General features: G+C 72.2%; 18 protein-coding genes. 10 read left to right on the plus strand and 8 right to left on the minus strand.

Annotated features, from left to right (window positions below):
- Positions 1-24: 24 nt before the first annotated feature.
- Positions 25-483 (minus strand): ATP-binding protein, encoded by a 459-nt coding sequence (locus tag NMK44_RS01155; protein WP_254737228.1) that lies wholly within the window; start codon positions 481-483, stop codon positions 25-27.
- 278 nt (positions 484-761) lie between these two features.
- On the opposite strand from NMK44_RS01155, the gene NMK44_RS01160 reads away from it, so the two are divergent.
- Together NMK44_RS01160 and NMK44_RS01165 are read left to right on the plus strand one after the other, a co-directional pair.
- Complete coding sequence (locus NMK44_RS01160) at positions 762-1,589, plus strand: enoyl-CoA hydratase family protein (protein WP_254737229.1); 828 nt, start codon at positions 762-764, stop codon at positions 1,587-1,589.
- Complete coding sequence (locus NMK44_RS01165; RefSeq protein WP_254737230.1) at positions 1,574-3,919, plus strand: bifunctional salicylyl-CoA 5-hydroxylase/oxidoreductase; 2,346 nt, start codon at positions 1,574-1,576, stop codon at positions 3,917-3,919. The genes NMK44_RS01160 and NMK44_RS01165 overlap by 16 nt, the downstream gene beginning before the upstream one ends.
- Here NMK44_RS01165 and NMK44_RS01170 read toward each other — a convergent pair.
- Both NMK44_RS01170 and NMK44_RS01175 read right to left on the minus strand, forming a co-directional pair.
- Complete coding sequence (locus tag NMK44_RS01170) at positions 3,916-4,758, minus strand: PaaX family transcriptional regulator (protein WP_254737231.1); 843 nt, start codon at positions 4,756-4,758, stop codon at positions 3,916-3,918. The two genes, NMK44_RS01165 and NMK44_RS01170, sit on opposite strands and share 4 nt — an antisense overlap.
- A gap of 4 nt (positions 4,759-4,762) precedes the next feature.
- The gene (locus tag NMK44_RS01175; protein ID WP_254737232.1) at positions 4,763-6,436 is read right to left on the minus strand and encodes an AMP-binding protein; all 1,674 of its coding nucleotides are present in this window, start codon (positions 6,434-6,436) and stop codon (positions 4,763-4,765) included.
- An 88-nt stretch (positions 6,437-6,524) separates the two neighbouring features.
- On the opposite strand from NMK44_RS01175, the gene NMK44_RS01180 reads away from it, so the two are divergent.
- Genes NMK44_RS01180 through NMK44_RS01195 form a run of 4 tightly spaced genes read left to right on the plus strand, consistent with a single transcriptional unit; the run spans position 6,525 to position 9,785 of the window.
- Complete coding sequence (locus tag NMK44_RS01180) at positions 6,525-7,649, plus strand: acyl-CoA dehydrogenase family protein (protein WP_254737233.1); 1,125 nt, start codon at positions 6,525-6,527, stop codon at positions 7,647-7,649.
- A 5-nt stretch (positions 7,650-7,654) separates the two neighbouring features.
- The gene (locus NMK44_RS01185) at positions 7,655-8,059 is read left to right on the plus strand and encodes a RidA family protein (protein ID WP_254737801.1); all 405 of its coding nucleotides are present in this window, start codon (positions 7,655-7,657) and stop codon (positions 8,057-8,059) included.
- A 56-nt stretch (positions 8,060-8,115) separates the two neighbouring features.
- On the plus strand, positions 8,116-8,649 hold the full coding sequence (locus tag NMK44_RS01190; RefSeq protein WP_254737234.1) for an ArsR/SmtB family transcription factor: 534 nt from the start codon (positions 8,116-8,118) through the stop codon (positions 8,647-8,649).
- 35 nt (positions 8,650-8,684) lie between these two features.
- The gene (locus NMK44_RS01195; protein ID WP_254737235.1) at positions 8,685-9,785 is read left to right on the plus strand and encodes a serine hydrolase domain-containing protein; all 1,101 of its coding nucleotides are present in this window, start codon (positions 8,685-8,687) and stop codon (positions 9,783-9,785) included.
- 29 nt (positions 9,786-9,814) lie between these two features.
- On the opposite strand, the gene NMK44_RS01200 is transcribed toward NMK44_RS01195, so the two are convergent.
- Both NMK44_RS01200 and NMK44_RS42370 read right to left on the minus strand, forming a co-directional pair.
- A complete protein-coding gene (locus NMK44_RS01200) occupies positions 9,815-11,302 on the minus strand; it encodes a DUF1254 domain-containing protein (protein WP_254737236.1) in 1,488 nt (495 codons plus the stop codon).
- A 163-nt stretch (positions 11,303-11,465) separates the two neighbouring features.
- Complete coding sequence (locus NMK44_RS42370; protein ID WP_254737237.1) at positions 11,466-12,740, minus strand: PucR family transcriptional regulator; 1,275 nt, start codon at positions 12,738-12,740, stop codon at positions 11,466-11,468.
- Positions 12,741-12,918: 178 nt separating this feature from the next.
- Between NMK44_RS42370 and NMK44_RS01210 the strand changes: the two genes are divergently transcribed.
- Positions 12,919-14,529: a long-chain fatty acid--CoA ligase gene (locus NMK44_RS01210; protein ID WP_254737238.1), complete on the plus strand. Its 1,611-nt coding sequence runs from the start codon at positions 12,919-12,921 to the stop codon at positions 14,527-14,529.
- Between the two features lie 27 nt (positions 14,530-14,556).
- A complete protein-coding gene (locus NMK44_RS01215) occupies positions 14,557-15,159 on the plus strand; it encodes a hypothetical protein (protein ID WP_254737239.1) in 603 nt (200 codons plus the stop codon).
- A 52-nt stretch (positions 15,160-15,211) separates the two neighbouring features.
- On the opposite strand, the gene NMK44_RS01220 is transcribed toward NMK44_RS01215, so the two are convergent.
- The gene (locus NMK44_RS01220; protein WP_254737240.1) at positions 15,212-16,741 is read right to left on the minus strand and encodes a helix-turn-helix domain-containing protein; all 1,530 of its coding nucleotides are present in this window, start codon (positions 16,739-16,741) and stop codon (positions 15,212-15,214) included.
- Positions 16,742-16,851: 110 nt separating this feature from the next.
- Between NMK44_RS01220 and NMK44_RS01225 the strand changes: the two genes are divergently transcribed.
- Complete coding sequence (locus tag NMK44_RS01225) at positions 16,852-17,832, plus strand: DUF1648 domain-containing protein (protein WP_254737241.1); 981 nt, start codon at positions 16,852-16,854, stop codon at positions 17,830-17,832.
- Position 17,833: 1 nt separating this feature from the next.
- Complete coding sequence (locus tag NMK44_RS01230) at positions 17,834-18,193, plus strand: GntR family transcriptional regulator (RefSeq protein WP_254737242.1); 360 nt, start codon at positions 17,834-17,836, stop codon at positions 18,191-18,193.
- Positions 18,194-18,227: 34 nt separating this feature from the next.
- Here NMK44_RS01230 and NMK44_RS01235 read toward each other — a convergent pair whose 3' ends face one another.
- Together NMK44_RS01235 and NMK44_RS01240 are read right to left on the minus strand one after the other, a co-directional pair.
- A complete protein-coding gene (locus NMK44_RS01235; protein WP_254737243.1) occupies positions 18,228-18,794 on the minus strand; it encodes a Uma2 family endonuclease in 567 nt (188 codons plus the stop codon).
- Between the two features lie 90 nt (positions 18,795-18,884).
- Complete coding sequence (locus tag NMK44_RS01240; RefSeq protein ID WP_254737244.1) at positions 18,885-19,784, minus strand: LysR family transcriptional regulator; 900 nt, start codon at positions 19,782-19,784, stop codon at positions 18,885-18,887.
- Positions 19,785-19,816: the final 32 nt, after the last annotated feature.

The raw sequence follows: 19,816 nt of genomic DNA on the forward strand, positions 1-19,816 counted from the left end.
GGACGGCCGCCGGGATCCGGGCGGTCAGCGGCCCCGGGGCTGGAGGGTGAACCAGACGGCCTTGCCGAAGGCGGTGGGCCGGTAGCCCGCGTCCGCGCTCAGGGTGCGGATCAGCAGCAGTCCGCGGCCGCGCTCGGCCAGGCTCGGTGAGCCGTCGGGGTGGTCGCCGCCGGGTCTCTTGGGGCCCTCGGGGCGGCCGGGACCGTCGAACCCGCCGGGCGGGGTCGGGTCCTGGTCGTGCACCTCCACCTGCCAGCCGCCGGTCGGCACCAGCTCGACCACCAGCTCTATCGGCTCGTCGCCGTCGGTGTGCTGCACCGCGTTGGCGACCAGTTCGGCCGTCAGCAGCTCCGCGGTGTCCCCATCCACCGGAGCCCCGATGTCCGCCAGGGTGTTACGGATCAGCGCACGGGCCAGCGGTACGGCGGCCGTCGTGTGCGGCAGTGCGAACCGCCAGGTGGCGGCACGGAGGGGTTCGGGCAACGTCCTGATCCAGTCGTCAGCGGAGCCTTTCGGCCGGGTGTACGGCAGTCCCCCCGGGTGAGTCCGGGGGGAGATACCGCAGCCCTTGACGGTATGAAGCGGACGATAGTGCCGGAAGGGACCGTGGACCACTCTTGCCGGGACTTATGACCTGACGGGCGGCCCGGTGGAACGCGCCCGCCCGAGCCGTCTTATCGCGTACTCGTGACGACAGTCATGATGCGGTGATAACTTCAACTGGCAGGCAGTAGCCGTCAGGCCGAAGGAGGCCAGGGCCCATGAGTCCGTTCACCGGCTCCGCGTCCCGCACCGAGAAGTGGCGCCATCTGAGCCTCACGCTCGACGACGGCGTGGCGAACGTCACGCTCGCCCGCCCCGAGAAACTGAACGCGCTCACCTTCGGCGCCTACGCCGATCTCCGCGACCTCCTCGCCGAGCTGGCCCGCGAGGGATCGGTGCGGGCCCTGGTGCTGGGCGGCGAGGGCCGCGGCTTCTGCTCCGGCGGCGATGTGGACGACATCATCGGCGCGACCCTCGCCATGGACACCCGGCAGCTCCTGGACTTCAACCGGATGACCGGCCAGGTGGTGCGCGCCCTGCGGGAGTGCCCCTTCCCGGTGGTGGCCGCGGTGCACGGGGCCGCGGCCGGGGCCGGGGCCGTCCTCGCGCTCGCCGCCGACTTCCGGGTCGCCGACCCCACCGCGCGCTTCTCCTTCCTCTTCACCAAGGTCGGGCTCTCCGGCGGCGACATGGGCGCCGCCTATCTGCTGCCGCGCGTGGTCGGACTCGGTCACGCCACCCGGCTGCTGATGCTGGGCGAACCGGTACGCGCCGCCGAGGCCGAGCGCATCGGGCTGATCAGCGTGATGGCGGACGAGGGCGAGGCACAGCGGCGGGCCGAGGCACTGGCCCGGCGGCTCGCCGACGGACCCTCCCTCGCCCTCGCCCAGACCAAGGCGCTGCTCACCTCCGAGCTCGACATGCCGCTGTCGGCGTCGATCGAGATGGACGCGGCGACCCAGGCGCTGCTGATGAACGGCGCGGACTACGCCGAGTTCCACGCCGCGTTCACCGCCCGCCGTGAGCCCCGGTGGCAGGGCCGGTGACGGCCGGACGGCCGGCTCGGATCGCCGTCGTCGGCGGCGGGCCCGCCGGTCTGTACGCGGCGGTGCTGCTGGCCCGGCTGGACCCCCGGCGCGAGATCACCGTCTGGGAGCGCAACGCGTCCGACCGGACCTTCGGCTTCGGAGTGGTCCTCTCCGACGAGACCCTCGGCGGGATCGAGCATGCCGACCCGGCCGTGCACACCGCGCTGTCCCGGGAGTTCGTCCGCTGGGACGACATCGACGTCGTGCACCGCGGCCGGACGCTCACCTCCGGCGGCCACGGCTTCGCCGCCCTCGGCCGGCGCAGACTGCTGGAGATCCTCCACCAGCGCTGCCGCGACCTCGGCGTGCGGCTCCACTTCGAGGCCCCCGCGCCCTCCGCCGCGTCCCTCGCCCGCAGCCATGACCTGGTGATCGCCGCCGACGGGGTGCACAGCGCCACCCGGCAGGCCCACGCCGACGCCTTCCGCCCGCGGCTCACCACCCATCGCTGCCGCTACATCTGGCTCGCCGCCGACTTCGCCCTGGAGGCGTTCCGCTTCGAGACCGCCGAGACCGCACACGGTGTGCTCCAGCTCCATGGCTACCCCTACGCCCGCCCGGCGCCCGGATCGCCGGGTGCCAGCACCGTCATCGTCGAGGCGCGCGAGGAGGTGTGGCGGCGGGCCGGGCTCGACGGCCTCGGCGAGCAGGAGTCCGCGGACGCCTGCGCCAAGCTCTTCGCCGATGCCCTCGGCGGACGGCCGCTGCGCGGCAACGGCTCGCAGTGGACGGCGTTCCGCACCGTGGTCAACGAGCGCTGGTCGCACGGCAATACGGTGCTGCTCGGCGACGCCGCCCACACCGCGCACTTCTCCATCGGCTCGGGCACCAAACTGGCCGTCGAGGACGCCCTCGCGCTCGCCGCCGCTCTCCAGGAGCATCCGGAGCTGCCCGAGGCGCTGGCCGCGTACGAGGCCGAGCGCCGTCCCGTCGTCGAGTCCACCCAGCGGGCCGCCCGCGCCAGTCTGGAGTGGTTCGAGAATCTGTCGCTCTACCTCGACCAGCCGCCGCGGCAGTTCGCGTTCAACCTGCTGACCCGCAGCCGCCGGGTCACCCATGACAACCTGCGGCTGCGCGACACCGGCTTCGTCTCGGCGGTCGAACGGGAGGCGGAGGTGCCCGACGGCACACCGCCCATGTTCACCCCCTTCCGGCTGCGCGGACTCACCCTGCGCAACCGGGTGGTGGTGTCCCCGATGGACATGTACTCCGCACAGGACGGCATCCCCGGCGACTTCCACCTGGTCCACCTCGGCGGGCGCGCCCTGGGCGGCGCGGGCCTGGTGATGACCGAGATGGTCTGCGTGAGCCCGCGGGGGCGGATCACGCCCGGCTGCGCGGGGCTCTACACGGACCCCCACGAGGCGGCCTGGCGCCGGATCGTGGACTTCGCCCATGCGCAGTCCCCGGGCGTGGCCGTCGGCGTCCAGCTCGGCCACAGCGGCCGCAAGGGGTCCACCCGGCTGATGTGGGAGGGGATCGACGACCCGCTGCCGGAGGGCAACTGGCCGCTGGTGGCCCCCTCGCCGCTGCCCTACCGCCCCGGGGTCAGCCAGATACCGGAGGCGCTGGACACCGACGGACTCACCGCCGTCCGCGACCAGTTCGTGGCCGCCGCCGAGCGGGCCGCCCGCGCCGGGTTCGACCTCCTGGAACTCCACTGCGCCCACGGCTATCTGCTCTCCGGTTTCCTCTCCCCGCTCACCAACCGGCGCACCGATGCCTACGGCGGTTCGCTCCGGGCGCGGCTGCGCTATCCGCTGGAGGTCTTCGACGCCGTCCGCGCCGTGTGGCCCCGCGAATCCCCCATGACGGTGCGCATCTCCGCCACCGACTGGGCCGAGGGCGGCACCACCGCCGAGGACGCGGTGACCATCGCGGCAGCCTTCGCCGACCACGGCGCCGACGCGGTCGACGTCTCCACCGGCCAGGTCGTCGCCCATGAACGGCCCGAGTACGGCCGCTCCTACCAGGCCCCGTTCGCCGACCGCATCCGCAACGAGCTCGGGGTCCCCGTCATCGCCGTGGGCGCCATCTCCTCCTGGGACGACGTCAACTCCCTGATCCTGGCGGGCCGCGCCGACCTCTGTGCCCTGGCCCGCCCCCATCTCTACGACCCCCAGTGGACCCTGCACGCGGCGGCCGAGCAGGAGTACTCCGGCCCCGGAGCGCCCTGGCCGCTGCCGTACCGGGCGGGCAGCCGCAAGCCGCCGACCGGGCGGACGGACGGGCCCAGACCGCGGCTGGCGCTGGACGGGCCGGTGGCGGACCGGGCCGTGACCGGCTAGGCGACACCCACCAGCGCCGCCTCGGCGTACCCGGCCCCGGTCTCCCGCAGCAGTCCGTCCAGGCGCGCGAAGACCTCGGCGGCGCGCACCCCGGGCCAGTCCTCCGGCAGCAGCGCGGCGGGCAGTCCGGGGTCGGCGTAGGGGAGCAGCCGCCAGGAGTCCAGGGCCAGCAGGTGGTCGCGATAGGCGTCCTCGGCGTCCTCGGGGGACGGACCGCGCTCGCTCCACCGGTGCAGCACCGGTTCGTGGTCGGCGAGGAACGCTCGGTGCCGGGCGGCCAGTTCGTCCAGGTCCCACCAGCGGCGCACGGCCTCCGCGGTGGGCGTGAACCCGGCGTGGGCGCCGCGGAAGAGGTCCACGTACGGCGCGAGGCCGAGGCGCTGGAGGGTGTGCCGGGTCTCGTCGTAGAGCTGGTCCGGGGCGATCCAGACGCCCGGCGCGGCGGTGCCGAAGCCCAGCCGGGACAGCCGGGAGCGCAGCAGATGCCGTTTGTGGCGCTCCTGTTCGGGGACCGAGAAGACGGCGAGCAGCCAGCCCCGCCCGGTGTCCGCATCGGGGCCCGCGTAGATGCGCCGGTCGCCGTCGTCCAGGAGCTGCCGGGCATCGGCGGACAGCGAGTATCCGGCCGACCCGTCGGCCGTGCGGTCGGCGACCAGCAGTCCGCGCCGCTTGAGCCGGGAGACCGCCGAGCGCACCGACGGCGGATCCACGCCCACCGCGCCCATCAGCCGGATCAGCGCCGCGATGGGCACCGGTCCGGCGGGACGGTCGGCGCTGCCGCGCCCGTAGGCGCCGTAGTAGCTGACGATCAGGGAGCGCGGGGTGTGCTGGCCGGTCACGCGCTTACTGTAGAGCGCCCTCGCGCAGCCGGTAGCGCTGGAGCTTGCCGGTGGCCGTGCGGGGGAGGGCGTCCAGGAAGACGAAGACGCGCGGGCATTTGTACGGGGTGAGTTCGGCGGTGGTGAACTCCTTGAGCGCGGTGACGGTCTCCTCGGTGCCCGGCACACCCGGCCGCAGCACCACATGGGCGACCACGACCATGCCCCGGGTGGGGTCCGGCCGTCCGGTGACCGCGGCTTCCACCACATCGGGGTGGCGCAGCAGGGCGTCCTCGACCTCCGGGCCCGCGATGTTGTACCCGGCGGAGATGATCATGTCGTCGGCGCGGGCCACATAGCGGAAGTAGCCATCCGGTTCGCGGACATAGGTGTCCCCGGTGAGGTTCCAGCCGTCGCGGACGTACTCCCGCTGCCGGTCGTCCGCCAGATAGCGGCAGCCGGTCGGTCCGCGCACCGCGAGCAGCCCCGGTTCGCCGTCCGGTACCGGGCGCAGCGCGGCGTCCACCACACGTGCCTCGAAACCGGGCACCGGAAGGCCGGTGGTGCCGGGGCGGATCGCCTCGTCCGCGGCGGCGATGAAGATATGCAGCAGCTCGGTGGCGCCGATGCCGTTGATGATCCGCAGACCGGTGGTCCGGTGCCAGTCGTGCCAGGTGGCGGCGGGCAGGTTCTCCCCGGCGGAGACACAGCGGCGCAGCGAGGAGATGTCGAACGCCTCCGGGGCGCCCTCGATCCTGCCCAGCATCGCGCGGTAGGCGGTGGGCGCGGTGAACAGCACCGAGATCCGGTGGCGCGCTATGTCGGCCAGCAGCCGTTCGGGTCCGCCCCAGTCGGCCAGCAGCGCCGACGCCCCGGCACGTAGCGGGAAGACCACCAGACCGCCGAGGCCGAAGGTGAAGCCCAGCGGCGGGCTGCCCGCGAAGACATCGTCCGGGGTGGGCCGCAGCACTTGGGCCGAGAAGGTGTCGGCGATGGCCAGCACATCGCGGTGGAAGTGCATACAGCCCTTAGGGCGTCCGGTCGTTCCGGAGGTGAAGGCGATCAGCGCGACATCGTCGGCGGAGGTCGCCACCGCCTCGTAGGCCGCGGGCGCGTCGGCGGCGAGCCGGATCAGGTCGTCGGGGCCGTCCCCGCCGAAGCGGGTGGTCCGAAGCTGAGGTATCCCGGCCTTCTCCAGCTCCTCGGCGCACCGGACGTCGCACAGGGCGTGCCGTATCCGGGCCATCTCGCAGACGGTGGCCAGTTCGCGGGAGCGCTGGGCGGCCAGCACGGTCACCGCGACCGCGCCCGCCTTCATCACCGCGAGCCAGCAGGCGGCCAGCCAGGGGGTGGTGGGGCCGCGCAGCAGCACCCGGTTGCCGGGGACCACTCCGAGGGTGGTGGTGAGGGTGTGCGCGATCCGGTCGACGTGACCGCGCAGTTCGCCGTAGGTCCACACCTCGCCGCGGGCGCCGCGCAGGGCGGGCCGGTCGGCGCCGTACCGCTCCAGCGTGCGGTCCAGCAGCTCCGTCCCGCAGTTGAGACGGTCGGGGGCGCGCTGTCCGGGGAGGCCGAGCAGCAGCTCGGGCCACTGGTCCGGGGGCGGGAGATGGTCACGGGCGAAGGTGTCGGTGTGGCCCGACGGTCTGAGCTCCCTCACGGACGCGCCCCCTCTGCCTGCCCGGATTGTCTGCCGCATGGCTGCCTGAAGTCGCTGAGTCAGCGTAACGTGATGGTGACGACAGTCAATATGCCGCGATAAAGGTTGTGCTGAGGGAGGGTGCCCCGTGTCGTCTTTCGCACTGGATCCGGAGCGGCGTCACTGGTGCGCGCGGCTGCGCGCACTGGCCCGCGATCGGTTGCGTCCCCTCGCGGAGGGCGGTGTGCCCGGCCGTCTCAACCGCCCGCTGACCGCCGCCCTCGGTGAATACGGCCTGCTGCGGCGGCTGTTCCCGGCCGGAGCGCCGGTCCGCGCACTCGATCTGTGTCTGCTGCGCGAATCGCTCGCCATGGAGTGCACGGAGGCGGAGACCGCGCTCGCCCTCCAGGGGCTCGGCGCCTATCCGATCGTGCTGTCCGGCACCGAGAAGCAGTACGCGCGCTGGATGCCCAGGGTGCGGGAGGGCCATGTGGTGGCCGCCTTCGCGCTGAGCGAGCCGCAGGCCGGTTCCGACGCCGCGGCCCTGAGCCTGCGGGCCGAGCGGGACGGCCCCTCCGGATGGCGGCTGACCGGTGAGAAGTGCTGGATCTCCAACGCTCCCGAGGCCGACTTCACCGTGGTGTTCGCCCGGACCACCGAGGACGCGGGGTCCCGCGGGGTCACCGCCTTCCTGGTGCCCGCCGACCGCCCCGGACTCGGCGGTGAGCCACTGGAGATGCTCAGCCCGCACCCCATCGGCCGGCTGGTCTTCGACGGGGTGCCGGTCACGGGGGAGGACGTGCTGGGCGAGCCCGACGCGGGCTTCGGCGTCGCCATGCGCACCCTCAACCTCATGCGGCCGAGCGTGGGCGCGTTCGCGGTCGGCATGGCGCAGGCCGCGCTGGACGCGGCGCTGGCGCACGCCGAGCGGCGCACCGCCTTCGGCGGACCGCTGAAGGACCTCCAGTCCGTCGCCCACCAGCTCGCCGAGATGGCCACTCGTACCGAGGCCGCCCGGCTGCTGGTCTACGCGGCGGCGAGCGCCTACGACGACGACGCGCCCGACATCGCCCGCCGCTCCGCCATGGCCAAGCTGCTGGCGACCGAGACCGCGCAGTTCGTCGTGGACACCGCCGTGCAGATCCACGGCGCCCGCGCCCTGCAGCGGGGGCATCTGCTCGAGCACCTCTACCGGGAGGTCCGCGCCCCGCGCATCTACGAGGGCGCGACCGAGGTCCAGCGCACCATCATCGCGAAGGAGTTGTACCGGTGACGGAACTGACAGGTGCCGTAGCGCGCATCAACCCCGCCGAACTGTCCCCGCCCACCGGCTTCAGCCACGCCGTCACGGCACTGGGCGGACGGCTGGTGTTCCTGGCCGGGCAGACCGCCCTGGACGGCGCCGGGAAGATCGTCGGCGACACCCTGCCCGCCCAGTTCCGGCAGGCGCTGGCCAATCTGCTCACCGCGCTGGCGGCGGCGGGCGGTGCCCCGGCCGACCTCGCCCGGCTGACCGTGTACGCCCGCGATGTCGCCGACTATCGCGCGCATGCGTCCGAACTCGGCCGTATCTGGCAGGAGATGGCGGGCCGCGACTACCCGGCGATGGCGGTCATCGGCATCGTCCGGCTCTGGGACGAGGAGGCGATGGTGGAACTGGAAGGGATCGCCGTACTGCCCTAGGCGGACGCCCCGACCCCGCTTGCTTCGTTATTCCGTAATAACGTAATCTCTGGGTCATGGCTTCCGACTCGTTGCAGCGGCGCATCGACGCGCTGGAAGAGCGGGTGGCGCGGCTGGAAACCGCGCGGGACGCCTCCCGGGACGCGGAGTCCGCGCCCCGGGAGGACACGTTCTGGGCGCTCGAAGGGCTGCGTCACCGGCTCGCCGGGCGCGGCCAGGTGCTGTTCACCGGTGCGCTCGACCTGCCCACCGGTGAGCACTACGAGTGGCAGCAGGGCGCGTACGCGGACGGGGTGCTCGCCGCCGACTGGGCCGAGTACGCCGCGTCGTACGCCGCGCTGGGCCATCCGGTGCGGCTCACGCTGCTGCGCGCGGTGCTGCGCGGCACGCGCTCGGCGACCGAGCTCCAGGACGTGGCCGGGCTGAACACGACCGGTCAGCTTTACCACCACCTGAAGCAGCTCACTGCCACGGGCTGGCTCCAGGCCGAGGGCCGCGGCCACTACCACGTGCCCGCGGGCCGGGTGGTGCCGCTGCTGGTGCTGGTGTCGGCCGTGGTGCCGCCCGGAAGCCACCAGGAAACGGAATGACGGGGGAGTCACCCATGAACCGAAGGACCTTTCTGATGACCGCGACCGCCGCCGCCACCGGCGCGTCGGTCGCGGGCGCGGCGCTGCTGCCCGGCAGCGCGGCGGCGGCGGGCGGACCGTCCGCCCGCATGCGGCGGGCCCTGGAGAAGGCGCTGGCCTCCGGCGCCCCGGGCGCGGTCTGCGGAGTCATCCGCGGCGGACGCACGCATGTCGAGGGCGCGGGCCGGCTCCGGGCCCGCGGCGGACGCGCGGTGGTGCCGGACGGCGGGACGGTGTTCCAGCTCGGCTCGATCGGCAAGACGCTCACCGCCACCGCGCTCGCCCGCGCCGTCCACGCGGGCACCACCCGCCTCGACGCCCCGCTGACACTGCCCGCCCGGTTCCCCGTCCCGCACAAGGGCGGCCGCCGGATCACCCTGCGCGATCTGGCCACCCACAGCTCCGGGCTGCCCTCACTGCCGCCGAACCTCTTCACCGAGGCCGATCCGTACAACCCCTACGCCCACTACACCCTGGACGACCTCGCCGAAGGGCTGGCCGCGACGGAACTGGCGACGGTGCCGGGGAAGACCTACGCCTACTCCAACCTCGGCTTCGGACTGCTCGGCCAGGCCCTGGCCTTCGACGGTGTGGACGCGATGCTCCGGCGCCGGGTCACCGGACCGCTGGGCCTGCGGGACACCAGGACGACGCTGACGCGGGACATGGCGGCCCGCAAGGCCGTCGGCCACCTCGAGGGCAAGGCCGTACCGGACTGGCGCGACCCGGTGCTCAGCGCCGCGGGCACCTCGATGTACAGCACCGCCGACGACATGCTGCGCTACCTCGGCGCCCAGCTCCGGCCGGAGCGCTCACCGTTCCGTGAGGCCGTCGAGCTGACCCAGCGCCCGCACTTCACCGCGGACGAGGGGCTGCGCCTCGGCCTCGGCTGGCACCTCTCCCCGCTGCCGAGCGGTCACACCATGGCCTGGCACAACGGCGGCACCGGCGGCTTCAGCAGTTGCGCGGCGTTCAGCCGGGGCAGCGGTACGGCGGTGGTGATGATGGTGAACACCGCCAGTGAGGAGACCGAGGACCAGGCCCGCCCGGTCGACGCCCTCACCATCGGACTGCTGCGCGAACTCGACGCGGCCTGATCCGGACCACCCGGGGGAAACACCGTCGCTTACTGCAGGTGCCCTGGGGTCGCCCTCTCGATCGCCGGCGGCTTCCAGCCGGTGCCGTCGAGCAGTCCGGGCAGGGCGTCGGGGGAGGGGCCGTAGAGGCGCCACATGAGACTGAAACCGTCCTCGGGCGCCGGAAGCCAGTTCTTCCGCTCGGCCTTGTCGGTCGGCTCATCGTGCTGGACGTAGAGATCGATGGAGCCGTCGCTGTTGCGGTGCAGATCCGAGCGGTCGTTGAGCACGTACCGGTCGATCGGGTTCGGCACGAAGAACCCGTTCTTGTCGTACATGGTCAGGGACCAGAAGCCCTTCACCGGTGGCATCTGCCCGGCCGGGATGTGCAGCACGTACCTGTTGGCACCCGAGAGCGGCCGGGACTGCCTGTCGGTCCGTGCGAAGGGGTACACGGAGATGTGCGACAGCGGCGCTCCGAGGCCGATCTGGTCCACGACGGCCCGCCGTCGGTAGTCGGTGCCGTAGGCGCCGGTGTTCATCACGAGGTACCCGTTGTGAGCCGGTGCGCTGGCGGCGTACATCCGCTTCACCACATCGTCGGTGTGCGCCCGGCCCTGGGCGACCGCGTCCCGCATCCCGCGCAGGGTGGCGGCACTGAGCCGGTGGCTGCGGGCGGGGTCCATACCCGGTCCGACACCGATCCGCTTGAGCCGCTTGAGCAGCCTCCGGTCCCCGGGCATCGGCTTGAAGGTCCGCAGTTCCCTGCCGAGCGCGGTGTAGAACGTCAGCGGGTCGTCACCGGGCTGGGTGCCGGGAACCGTGGCGATGTTCAGTGTGGTGTCCGGGGGAGACGGCTTCGGCGGGGTGTGCGGCCGGCCGTAGCGGGACAGCGGGGTGACCGTGTACCGCTTCTGGATCGCGTTGACGGCCGGGGTGTCCGACGCGCCGCGGATCAGCGTGCGGCCGAGGATCCACACGCGCTTGTAGGGCGATTCGATGCGGTGCACCCCGGCGGGCAGGTCGCCGGTGTATCCGGGGGGTACGACGGCGAAGTCGCCGCCACGGGTCAGCCGGTGGGTCCCCTTGTCGCGTGGCCCGTCATGCGAGGTGATGTTGTAGAAGTTCTCCGTCCAGGGCGTCAGCATCTCCATGACGTAGAACCGGTTCTTGATCGCCGGCACATGGATCACCTGCGGCTCGTCGGACAGGTCGAGCCATGCGAGCGAGTACAGCGTGTCGGCGTTGGGTGCGACGACGGATCGCTGATCCGGCCTGGGAACCACCAGCTTCGGCAGGTGGTTGAACTGGTTGACCGGCCCGTTGCCCGAGCCGTCGGAGACATTGACGCTCGTCGAGGTCTGGAACAGGCGCTCGGTGTCCAGGAGCGGCAGGCCGTAGTCGTACGCCCGCTGTCCGAGGGCGTAGCCGGTGCGGTAGTCGCCGCCCTTGCCCTCCTTGGAATCCGCGCTGGCGGCGGCCGGCACGAGCAGCACACCCGCGACCACAGCCGCTGCGACCTTGGTGAGGTACTTCAATTCCGGTGCCCCTTCCGGTTGTCGTGTACGAGGTCCGGCGGGCGAAGTTATGCGAGCGCGACGGACGGCGTCTCGGCGTGAAGCGACAAAATGGCGGGGGTGGTTTGTCGTCGAGCGCCAAGGACCACGGCCCCGGCCGCGCCGCGGTCGGCTCGGCGGCACCTCAGAAGGCGGACTCGCCGTCGACGACGGGCAGCAGCGCAAGGGCGACGCGCAGATCGAGGGTGTCCTCCTCGATACCGCGGCCGAGGAGCCGTTCCGCCTGGAGGACGCGGTACCGCACGGTGTTCCCGTGCACACCGAGCCGCTGACCGGTCCGGGACCGGCTCGCGTTCTCATCGAGATACACCGCCAGGGTCTTCGCCAGGCGCCGCGTCGCTTCGTCGCGGTCGGCCAGCCTCCCCAGGACACGGTGGACGAACGTCGTGGCCAGGTCCATGTCGACACTCGCCATGGCGGCGACCACCACATCCGCGTACCAGGTGACCCGTTCGGCACCGGTCCCGATCAGCGAGGCCACGCGGCGGGCATGGACCGCCTCGTTGTACGTCCGGCGGAACCCGGTCAGCCCGGAACCCGGCTCACCGATCGCCAGCCGCACTCCGTCCGGTGCGGGCCCACCGGATCCCGGGAGCGGGGGGCGTCCGGCGGAGAAGCCGCAGGCACCACTCACCCACATCACCGCGGCACGCAGACCGGTCGGCTGGATGAGTGTGGCGTCGCCGCCGAGACCGGCCGCGACCTTCGCCAGCGCCGGCTCCAGAATGTCCAGCGCGTCCTCGTCGGCGGCGGTGTCCATCCACGCGATGACGGCCACATGACGGCGCTCCAGGCCGTAGCGCAGCCGCCGTTCGGCGCGCCGCGCGTCCTTCTCCCGGCCGGCCATGATGTCGGCGATCACCTCGGTGCGCGCCGCGGACGTGCTCCGCAACCACAACCGCTGCTCGGCCTCATAGACCCGCTCGGCCTCGGCGACCGAGGCGTCGACGTAGGTGAAGAGCCATGCGGACCCGAGCTCGACCGCCTTGAGCAGTTCTCGCTGACTGTCGGCACGCCGGGCGATGCGCGCCAGGAGCCACTCCCAGACCACCTCGTGTCCCAGGCGGTAGAAACGCGTCAACGACGTGAAGGCCACCTGCCGCTGCACCTCGGTGCGGGCGAATGCGAGGGTGGCCGGGGGAAGCTCGACCCGCCGGGGGTCCGCGCCGCGCTCCATCAGCCGGGCGAACAGCCGGATGTTGGCCTCCGTGCTGCCGAGGTTCTCCCCCCGGCTGTCCGCGTTGTCGAACAGCTCGGGAAACTCGGCGCGGATGGTCTCCGCCGCGTGCGCGGCCAGCGCTGTGGAACCCTCGAGCAGCTCAGCGGCTACGGGGCGCAGAACACGGGACCAGGCCCGGTGCGCGGCCGGTTCCCGCGCGGGCGCCCACTCGACCTCCACGGAGCGAATGTAGCCGGTGAACGGACGGCGCGGCCAGAGCTGTGCCGGGGTGGTCGCGGGGAGTGAGTTGTCGCCCGGCGACAACGGGCGGGGCGGTTCTCGTCGCCGGGTGACGAGAACCGGCCGGACGGTTCTTCGTACGGTGCGCCCCACGCAGAGACGCAGCAAGGAGAACTCGTTGATCAACGGACTCACCATGGACGACTGCCCGCTCACCCTGACCGCGGTCGTCGAGCGCGCCGAAACGTTTCACCACGGTCGCTCCGTCGTCTCCCGGCGCCCGGACGGTGACATCGTCCGCACCACGCTGGGCGCCTGCGCGCACCGGGCCCGGCGTCTCGCGACCGCGCTCGCGTCCCTGGGAGTGGAAGCGGGGGACCGGGTCGCGACGCTGCTGTGGAACCAGGCCGAACATCTGGAACTGTATTTCGCGGTGCCCACGATGGGCGCCGTGATCCATACGCTCAACCCCCGGTTGCACCCCGATGACCTGGGTGCCATCGCCGCCGACGCGGACGACAAGGTCCTCGTCGTCGACGACTCACTGCTCGGGGTGCTGGCGGGGTTCCATGACGCGCATGCCTTCCGGCACATCATCGTCGTCGGCGGCACCGGCGACACACCGGCAGGGGCACGGGACTACGAAGAGCTGATCGCCTCCGCCGAGCCGATGCGGTGGCCGGTGCTCGATGAACGGCGCGCGGCCGCGATGTGCTACACGTCGGGCACGACCGGCCGCCCCAAAGGGGTGGTGTACTCGCACCGGGCCCTGGTGCTGCACTCCCTGGTGGCGGCACTGCCCGACCAGTTGGAGGTCTCGGCGCGCGACACGGTGCTGCCGGTCGTGCCGATGTTCCACGCGAACGCGTGGGGTCTGCCGTACGCCGCCGCCCTCACCGGCGCCGCTCTCGTGCTGCCCGGCCCCCGGCTCGATCCGGTGAGTGTGCTGGACCTCCTGGCCGGGGAGCGCGTCACCATGACCGCCGGTGTCCCCACCGTGTGGATGGGGATGCTCGCCGCCCTCGACGCCGAACCCTGGCGGTGGGACCTCGACGGGCTGGAGCGGCTCATCGTGGGCGGCGCCGCCGTGCCCCGCAGCATGCTCGAAGGCTTCGACCGGCACGGACTGCAGGTCATCCAGGCCTGGGGCATGACGGAGACCGCTCCCATCGGCAGTGTCTGCCGTCTGCCCGAAGAGCTCGACGAGGCCACGCCCGACGAGAGGTACGAGTTCCGCGGGCGGCAGGGCATCGCCGCCCCGTTCGTCGACATCCGGGCCAGAGGCGACGACGGCCGGCTGATCGCCTGGGATGACCGGGCCATGGGCGAGCTGGAGGTCCGCGGTCCCTGGGTCGCGGCGTCGTATCACCGCCGTGGCTCGGATGAGGCGAGCTTCACCGCCGACGGCTGGTTCCGTACCGGCGACATCGTCCGTATCGACCCCCGCGGCTGCATCCGCATCTGCGACCGCGCCAAGGATCTCGTCAAGTCCGGCGGTGAATGGATTTCCTCGGTGGACCTGGAGAACCACCTCATGGCCCACCCCGCCGTGGCCCAGGCCGCGGTCATCGCCGTCCCCGACGACCGCTGGGGCGAGCGCCCGCTCGCTGCCATCGCGCTCCACGAGGGCACGACCGCATCACCCGACGAGCTGCGCGAACACCTGACCCAGGAGTTCGCGAAATGGCAGCTGCCCGACCGGTTCGAGTTCATGGCCACGATCCCGACGACCGCGACCGGCAAGTTCCAGAAGACCGCGCTGCGCGAGCGATTCACGCGCGGTGTCTGATCCGTCATACCCAGGAAGGAATGCACCATGGCCAGGTTCGACATCACCATGACCAATGCCGCCGTCGAGCGGCTGATAGAGACCACCGACAACCCCCGCCATCTCTACCTCCTGCACGCCTACAACCGGCACCGCTACCTGGAGATGGCGGGGCGCTGGGAGGAGATCTTCGCGCCCGAGATGACCGTGGAACACCCCGTCTACCACTTCAACGTCTTCGGTATCAGCACAACCCTCGAGGGCGCCGACGCGGTGAAGAACGTCTACAGCGAGTGGGCGCGGACCGGGCAGTCGATCTTCTACGCTGAGAACGAGAAGCTGGCCGTCGGTGACAACGTCATCTGCTCCACCGCGGTGCTCTACCAGCAGACACCCGGGGCCGTGCTCGCAGCCGGCGGTGCGCCGGTCGACCCCGATGCCACCTACCTGGTCAAGAACCTCGAGCACATGATCTGGCCGTACGACGACGAAGGGCGGCTGCTCGGTGAGGATGTGTGGGAGGTCGACGAATCCACGCGCGAGATCATCCCGCTGGATCCCTCCGAGGTGCTGACGTCCAGTCAGTCGGCCGCGCTTCTGGCACCGCTGATCAAGCCCCTCCCCGCCCGGCGGACGGCTCTCACATCCTGACCGAGTTCGAGACAGGTGGAGAGGTCATGCGGGGTGTGGCGGCATCCGCCGGTCAGATGTCGCGGAAGGTCTCGATCTGGGAGCCGATCGAGTTCAGCCGCTCCGCCAGATCCTCGTAACCGCGGTTGATGACATAGACGTTGCGCAGCACCGAGGTGCCGGGCGCCGCCATCATCGCCAGCAGCACCACCACCGCGGGCCGCAGCGCGGGCGGGCACATCATCTCGGCGGCGCGCCAGCGGGTCGGGCCCTCGACCAGGACCCGGTGCGGGTCGAGCAGTTTGACGTGCGCGCCCAGCCGGTTGAGCTCGGTCAGATAGATGGCGCGGTTGTCGTAGACCCAGTCATGGATGAGCGTCGAGCCCTGGGCGGCGGCCGCGATGGCGGCGAAGAAGGGCACGTTGTCGATGTTGACGCCGGGGAACGGCATCGGGTGGATCTTGTCGATCGGGGCCTGGAGCTTGGACGGGCGGACCGTCAGATCGACCAGCCGGGTGCGGCCGTTGTCCGCCGGGTACTCCCGGGAGCGCTCATGGTCGAGCCCCATCTCCTCCAGGATGGCCAGCTCGATCTCCAGGAACTCCACCGGAACCCGCCGGATCGTCAGCTCCGACTCCGTCACCACGGCGGCGGCCAGCAGGCTCATCGCCTCCACCGGATCCTCGGAGGGCGCGTAGTCCACATCCCGGTCGATGTCGGTGACCCCGTGCACGGTGAGGGTGGTGGTGCCCACGCCCTCGACCTTCACCCCCAACTCCTCCAGGAAGAAGCACAGGTCCTGGACCATGTAGTTGGAGGAGGCGTTGCGGATCACCGTGACCCCGTCGTGCCGGGCGGCGGCCAGCAGCGCGTTCTCGGTCACGGTGTCACCGCGTTCGGTCAGCACGATGGCGCGGCCGGGGGTGACCGAGCGGTCCACCTGGGCGTGGTACATCCCGTCGGTGGCGGTCACTTCGAGGCCGAAGGGGCGCAGTGCGGTCATATGGGGCTGCACGGTGCGGGTGCCGAGGTCGCAGCCGCCCGCGTAGGGGATCCGGAACCGGTCCAGCCGGTGCAGCAGCGGACCGAGGAACATGATGACGCTGCGTGTCCGGCGGGCGGCCTCGGTGTCCATGGTGGCGAGGTCGAGTTCGGCGGGCGGCACGATCTCCAGATCGGCCCCGTCGTTGATCCAGCGGGTGCGGACGCCGATGCTGCCGAGCACTTCGAGGATGCGGTAGACCTCCTCGATCCGGGCGACTCTGCGCAGCGTCGTACGGCCGGAGTTGAGGAGCGAGGCGCACAACAGCGCCACACAGGCGTTCTTGCTCGTCTTCACGTCGATGGCGCCGGAGAGTTGGCGGCCGCCCACCACCCGCAGATGCATCGGACCGGCGTAGCCCAGGGAGACGATCTCGCTGTCCAGGGCCTCCCCGATCCTGGCGATCATCTCAAGACTGATGTTCTGATTCCCCCGCTCGATGCGGTTGACCGCGCTCTGGCTGGTGCCGAGCGCTTCGGCGAGCTGTGACTGGGTCCAGCCGCGGTGCTGTCGGGCGTCACGGATGAGCTTGCCGATACGTGAGAGGTAGTCGTCAGTCATAACTCCGAGGCTATCTCAGATATGAGATGCGCATGGTGATGGAGGGATGGGCGTGGCGCGGTCTGTCCAGCCGGAAGTTGTTCTACTACTATGCGAACAAGGGGGTTGCCATGAACTGTTCCGTCCGTCGCGCGATCGTCGTCGCCGCGCCGTTCCCGCTGGCCTGGGCCGGTGTGGTGGGAGTCTTCACCGCACTGGGCGACCGCTTGCCGGACCGGCTCGCCACCCACTTCGGCACCTCCGGCCAGGCCGACGGATTCACCGGTCCGGGTGCCTTCCTCTCGGTGGTGGCGGCCCTCTTCCTCATCCCCGGAGCGGTCGCCGCGGGGCTCGCCGCCGGGTCGCGCACCCCGCTCGGGGAGCGACGGGCGATGGTCGCTGTCGGTTACGGAACCCCCGCCCAGCTCGGCTGTGTCCTCGCCCTGCTGCTCCTCGCCAACGCCGAGGCCGGGACGGCGGGTCCGGAGGGGGTGGAGTTCCCGCTGTGGCGGCTGGCGGCGTCCTGCGCCGTCGCGGTGGCCGTCGGCTGGCTGGGCTGGCTCCTCGCCGGGCTGGACACCGCACGACCGGCCGGAAGCGCCGATCCGGAGAGCGGGCCGCGTCTTCCGCTCGCCCAGGGCGAGTTGGCCAGCTGGACCCGCGCCGTGGGATCGCCGGTACTGCTCGGCACGGGCGGGGTCACCGCCGTGCTCGGCGGGGCGCTGGCCTTCGCCGCGGGCCCGGCGGCCGGGCTGCCGCTGGCCGCCATCGGCTCGGCCGTCGCGCTGTTCTCCGGCTGCCGGGTGACCGTCGACCGCCGGGGTCTGACCGTCACCGCCCGGTTCGCCCCGCGTCCCCGGCTGCGGGTGCCGCTGGAGCGGATCGAGGGCGCCCTCAGCCGGGAGGTCCGCGCCGCGGAACTGGGCGGCTGGGGCTACCGGTCGGCGGCGGGGCGCAGCGGTCTGGTGCTCCGCTCGGGCGAGGCGCTGAGCCTGCGGCTGGCCACCGGCCGGGAGTTCGTGGTGACCGTGGACGACGCGGCCACGGCGGCCGCCCTGCTCAACACCCTCGCCGAACGCGGCCGTACGACCGCTAGGGGAGGGCGGGACTGAGATGCTCTTCCGTGTCGACCCCGGCTCTCCCGTCCCGCTGGGCGACCAGATCGCCGCCTCGGTGCGCGGCGCCCTCGCCGACGGCTCGGTGGGCCCGGGCGAGCGGCTGCCCGCCGCCCGCGCCCTCGCCGACTCCCTCGGCGTCAACGTGCACACGGTGCTCCGGGGCTATCAGCGCCTCCGTGACGAGGGCCTGATCGAACTGCGCCGCGGCCGCGGGGCGGTGGTCAGCGCGGACCACTCACCCGCCCGCGCCCGCCTCCTGGACGGCGTCCAGGGCCTGGTAGTGGAGGCCCGTTCGCTGGGCCTCTCCGACGAGGAGGTCCTGTCGCTGGTCAGAGTCCGCCTCGCAAGCGGCTGAACGAGCGCCCTCGGGGCGCGACCCTCCAGGGAGGTCAGAACTCCGAGGTGTCCAGCTCCAGATCGAACGGTTCCGGGAGCGCGAGGGGGGTGCCGAAGGGGAGGGGGCCGTCCGTCCTGGTGTAGCCGAGGTTCCCGGGCGCCGAGTACAGCGTGCAGGCGCGCTGCTGCCGGTCGACCAGGAGATACAGCGGCGCGCCGTACTCGGCGTAGCGGCGGCGCTTGACGATCCGGTCTATGTCCTCGTTGGAGTCGGAGGAGTTCTCGACGACCAGCAGGGTCTGATCAGGGGTCAGTGCTTCAGCGTCTGCCAGGCCTTCGGGTACGACCGCTACGTCAGACACGTACCAGTTGCTTGTGCCTGGCAGGTCCAGATTGCCCGATCCTGTGACGCAGCCCAGCTTGCTCACGATCGAGGCGATCTGGTTTCGGATCTTGTCTGCCGCCTTCTCGTGGCCCCAGCTCGGTGACAACGGTGTGATGACCCCCTCGACGATCTGCACCCGGTCGTCCCCCTGGATGTGCTGGATCGCGTACTTCAGCGCGGTTTCGGGGTCGTCGGCCGCATACGAGGCGGCACCCTCATGAGGTTGTGCACTCATCGGTCCTCCATGAGACGTCGGGGCTGCGGCATGACGACTCTGCCAGGTCTATCGCAATCCTCCTCGGCGGAGGGCGGTTCGGCCCGTTCCTCACCCATACCGGTGAGGGTCCCCCGTCACCAGTGCCGCCAGCGAGCGGGCCGGGCCGTCGACCGCCGGGCCGTGGAGGAGTTCGGTGCGGTGGGTCAGGCGCGGGGCGATCAGCGGGACCGTGGCCGTGCCGGGTACGCCCTCGGCGGCGGTGTGCGGCAGCAGGGCCAGGCCGTGGCCCGCAGCGACCAGTGCCAGCAGCCCGCGCACCTCCGTGCCCTGGTAGGTCAGTGCGGCGCGGAAGCCGCCGGTGCGGGCCAAGGCGCGCAGCCGGACGAGCGGCATCGCGGTGTCCGGGGCGTCCAGCCAGCGGCTGTCGGCGAGGTCGGTCAGGCGCAGACCGAGCCGCCGGGCCAGCGGATGGCCGGCCGGCAGCGCCACGACGAGCGGGCCCTCGGCGACCCCGGCCGCGGTGAGCGCTCCGGCGGCGGGTGGCGGCAGCGGGTCGGCGGGGGCGGCCGGGCCGTCGACCAGGCCCAGGTCCAGCGCCCCGCGCGCCAGCGCGGCCGGGACCTCCTGGCGGCCCAGGATCCGCACCGTGATCCGTACGCCGGGGTGGGTCCCGCGCAGCTCCTCCAGCGCCGCCGCGATCCGCGGGGTGAGGGCCAGGGGTGAGGCGCCGAGCGTCAGCCGGGCGGTTCCGGACCCGGCCAGCCGCTCCACCTCCGCGCGGGCCGCGTCCAGCCGCATCAGCAGCGGACCGGCGTGCTCCAGCAGCCGCGCCCCCGCGGGGGTGAGCGTCACCGGCTGCCGGGTGAGCAGCGGGGCGCACAGATCAGCCTCCAGCGTCGCGATGTGCCGGGACACCGCCGACGGGGTGGACCCCAGCTCATGGGCGGCCTCGGCGAAGGAGCCGCAGCGGGCCACGGAGACGAAGGTGCGGAGCAGGTGCGGATCCATGGGGAGCAGTATCGCGGCGGGCACGGGCGCCC

It is taken from the genome of Streptomyces cucumeris (assembly GCF_024295805.1).
Taxonomy (GTDB): Bacteria; Actinomycetota; Actinomycetes; order Streptomycetales; family Streptomycetaceae; genus Streptomyces; species Streptomyces cucumeris.

Coding starts and splice junctions, on each gene's coding strand:
- NMK44_RS01160 (WP_254737229.1), top strand. CDS start 762: ATGAGTCCGTTCACCGGCTCCGCGTCCCGCACCGAGAAGTGGCGCCAT.
- NMK44_RS01175 (WP_254737232.1), bottom strand. CDS start 6,436: ATGCGGCAGACAATCCGGGCAGGCAGAGGGGGCGCGTCCGTGAGGGAG.
- NMK44_RS01190 (WP_254737234.1), top strand. CDS start 8,116: ATGGCTTCCGACTCGTTGCAGCGGCGCATCGACGCGCTGGAAGAGCGG.
- NMK44_RS01195 (WP_254737235.1), top strand. CDS start 8,685: ATGACCGCGACCGCCGCCGCCACCGGCGCGTCGGTCGCGGGCGCGGCG.
- NMK44_RS01215 (WP_254737239.1), top strand. CDS start 14,557: ATGGCCAGGTTCGACATCACCATGACCAATGCCGCCGTCGAGCGGCTG.
- NMK44_RS01220 (WP_254737240.1), bottom strand. CDS start 16,741: ATGACTGACGACTACCTCTCACGTATCGGCAAGCTCATCCGTGACGCC.
- NMK44_RS01225 (WP_254737241.1), top strand. CDS start 16,852: ATGAACTGTTCCGTCCGTCGCGCGATCGTCGTCGCCGCGCCGTTCCCG.
- NMK44_RS01230 (WP_254737242.1), top strand. CDS start 17,834: ATGCTCTTCCGTGTCGACCCCGGCTCTCCCGTCCCGCTGGGCGACCAG.
- NMK44_RS01235 (WP_254737243.1), bottom strand. CDS start 18,794: ATGAGTGCACAACCTCATGAGGGTGCCGCCTCGTATGCGGCCGACGAC.
- NMK44_RS01240 (WP_254737244.1), bottom strand. CDS start 19,784: ATGGATCCGCACCTGCTCCGCACCTTCGTCTCCGTGGCCCGCTGCGGC.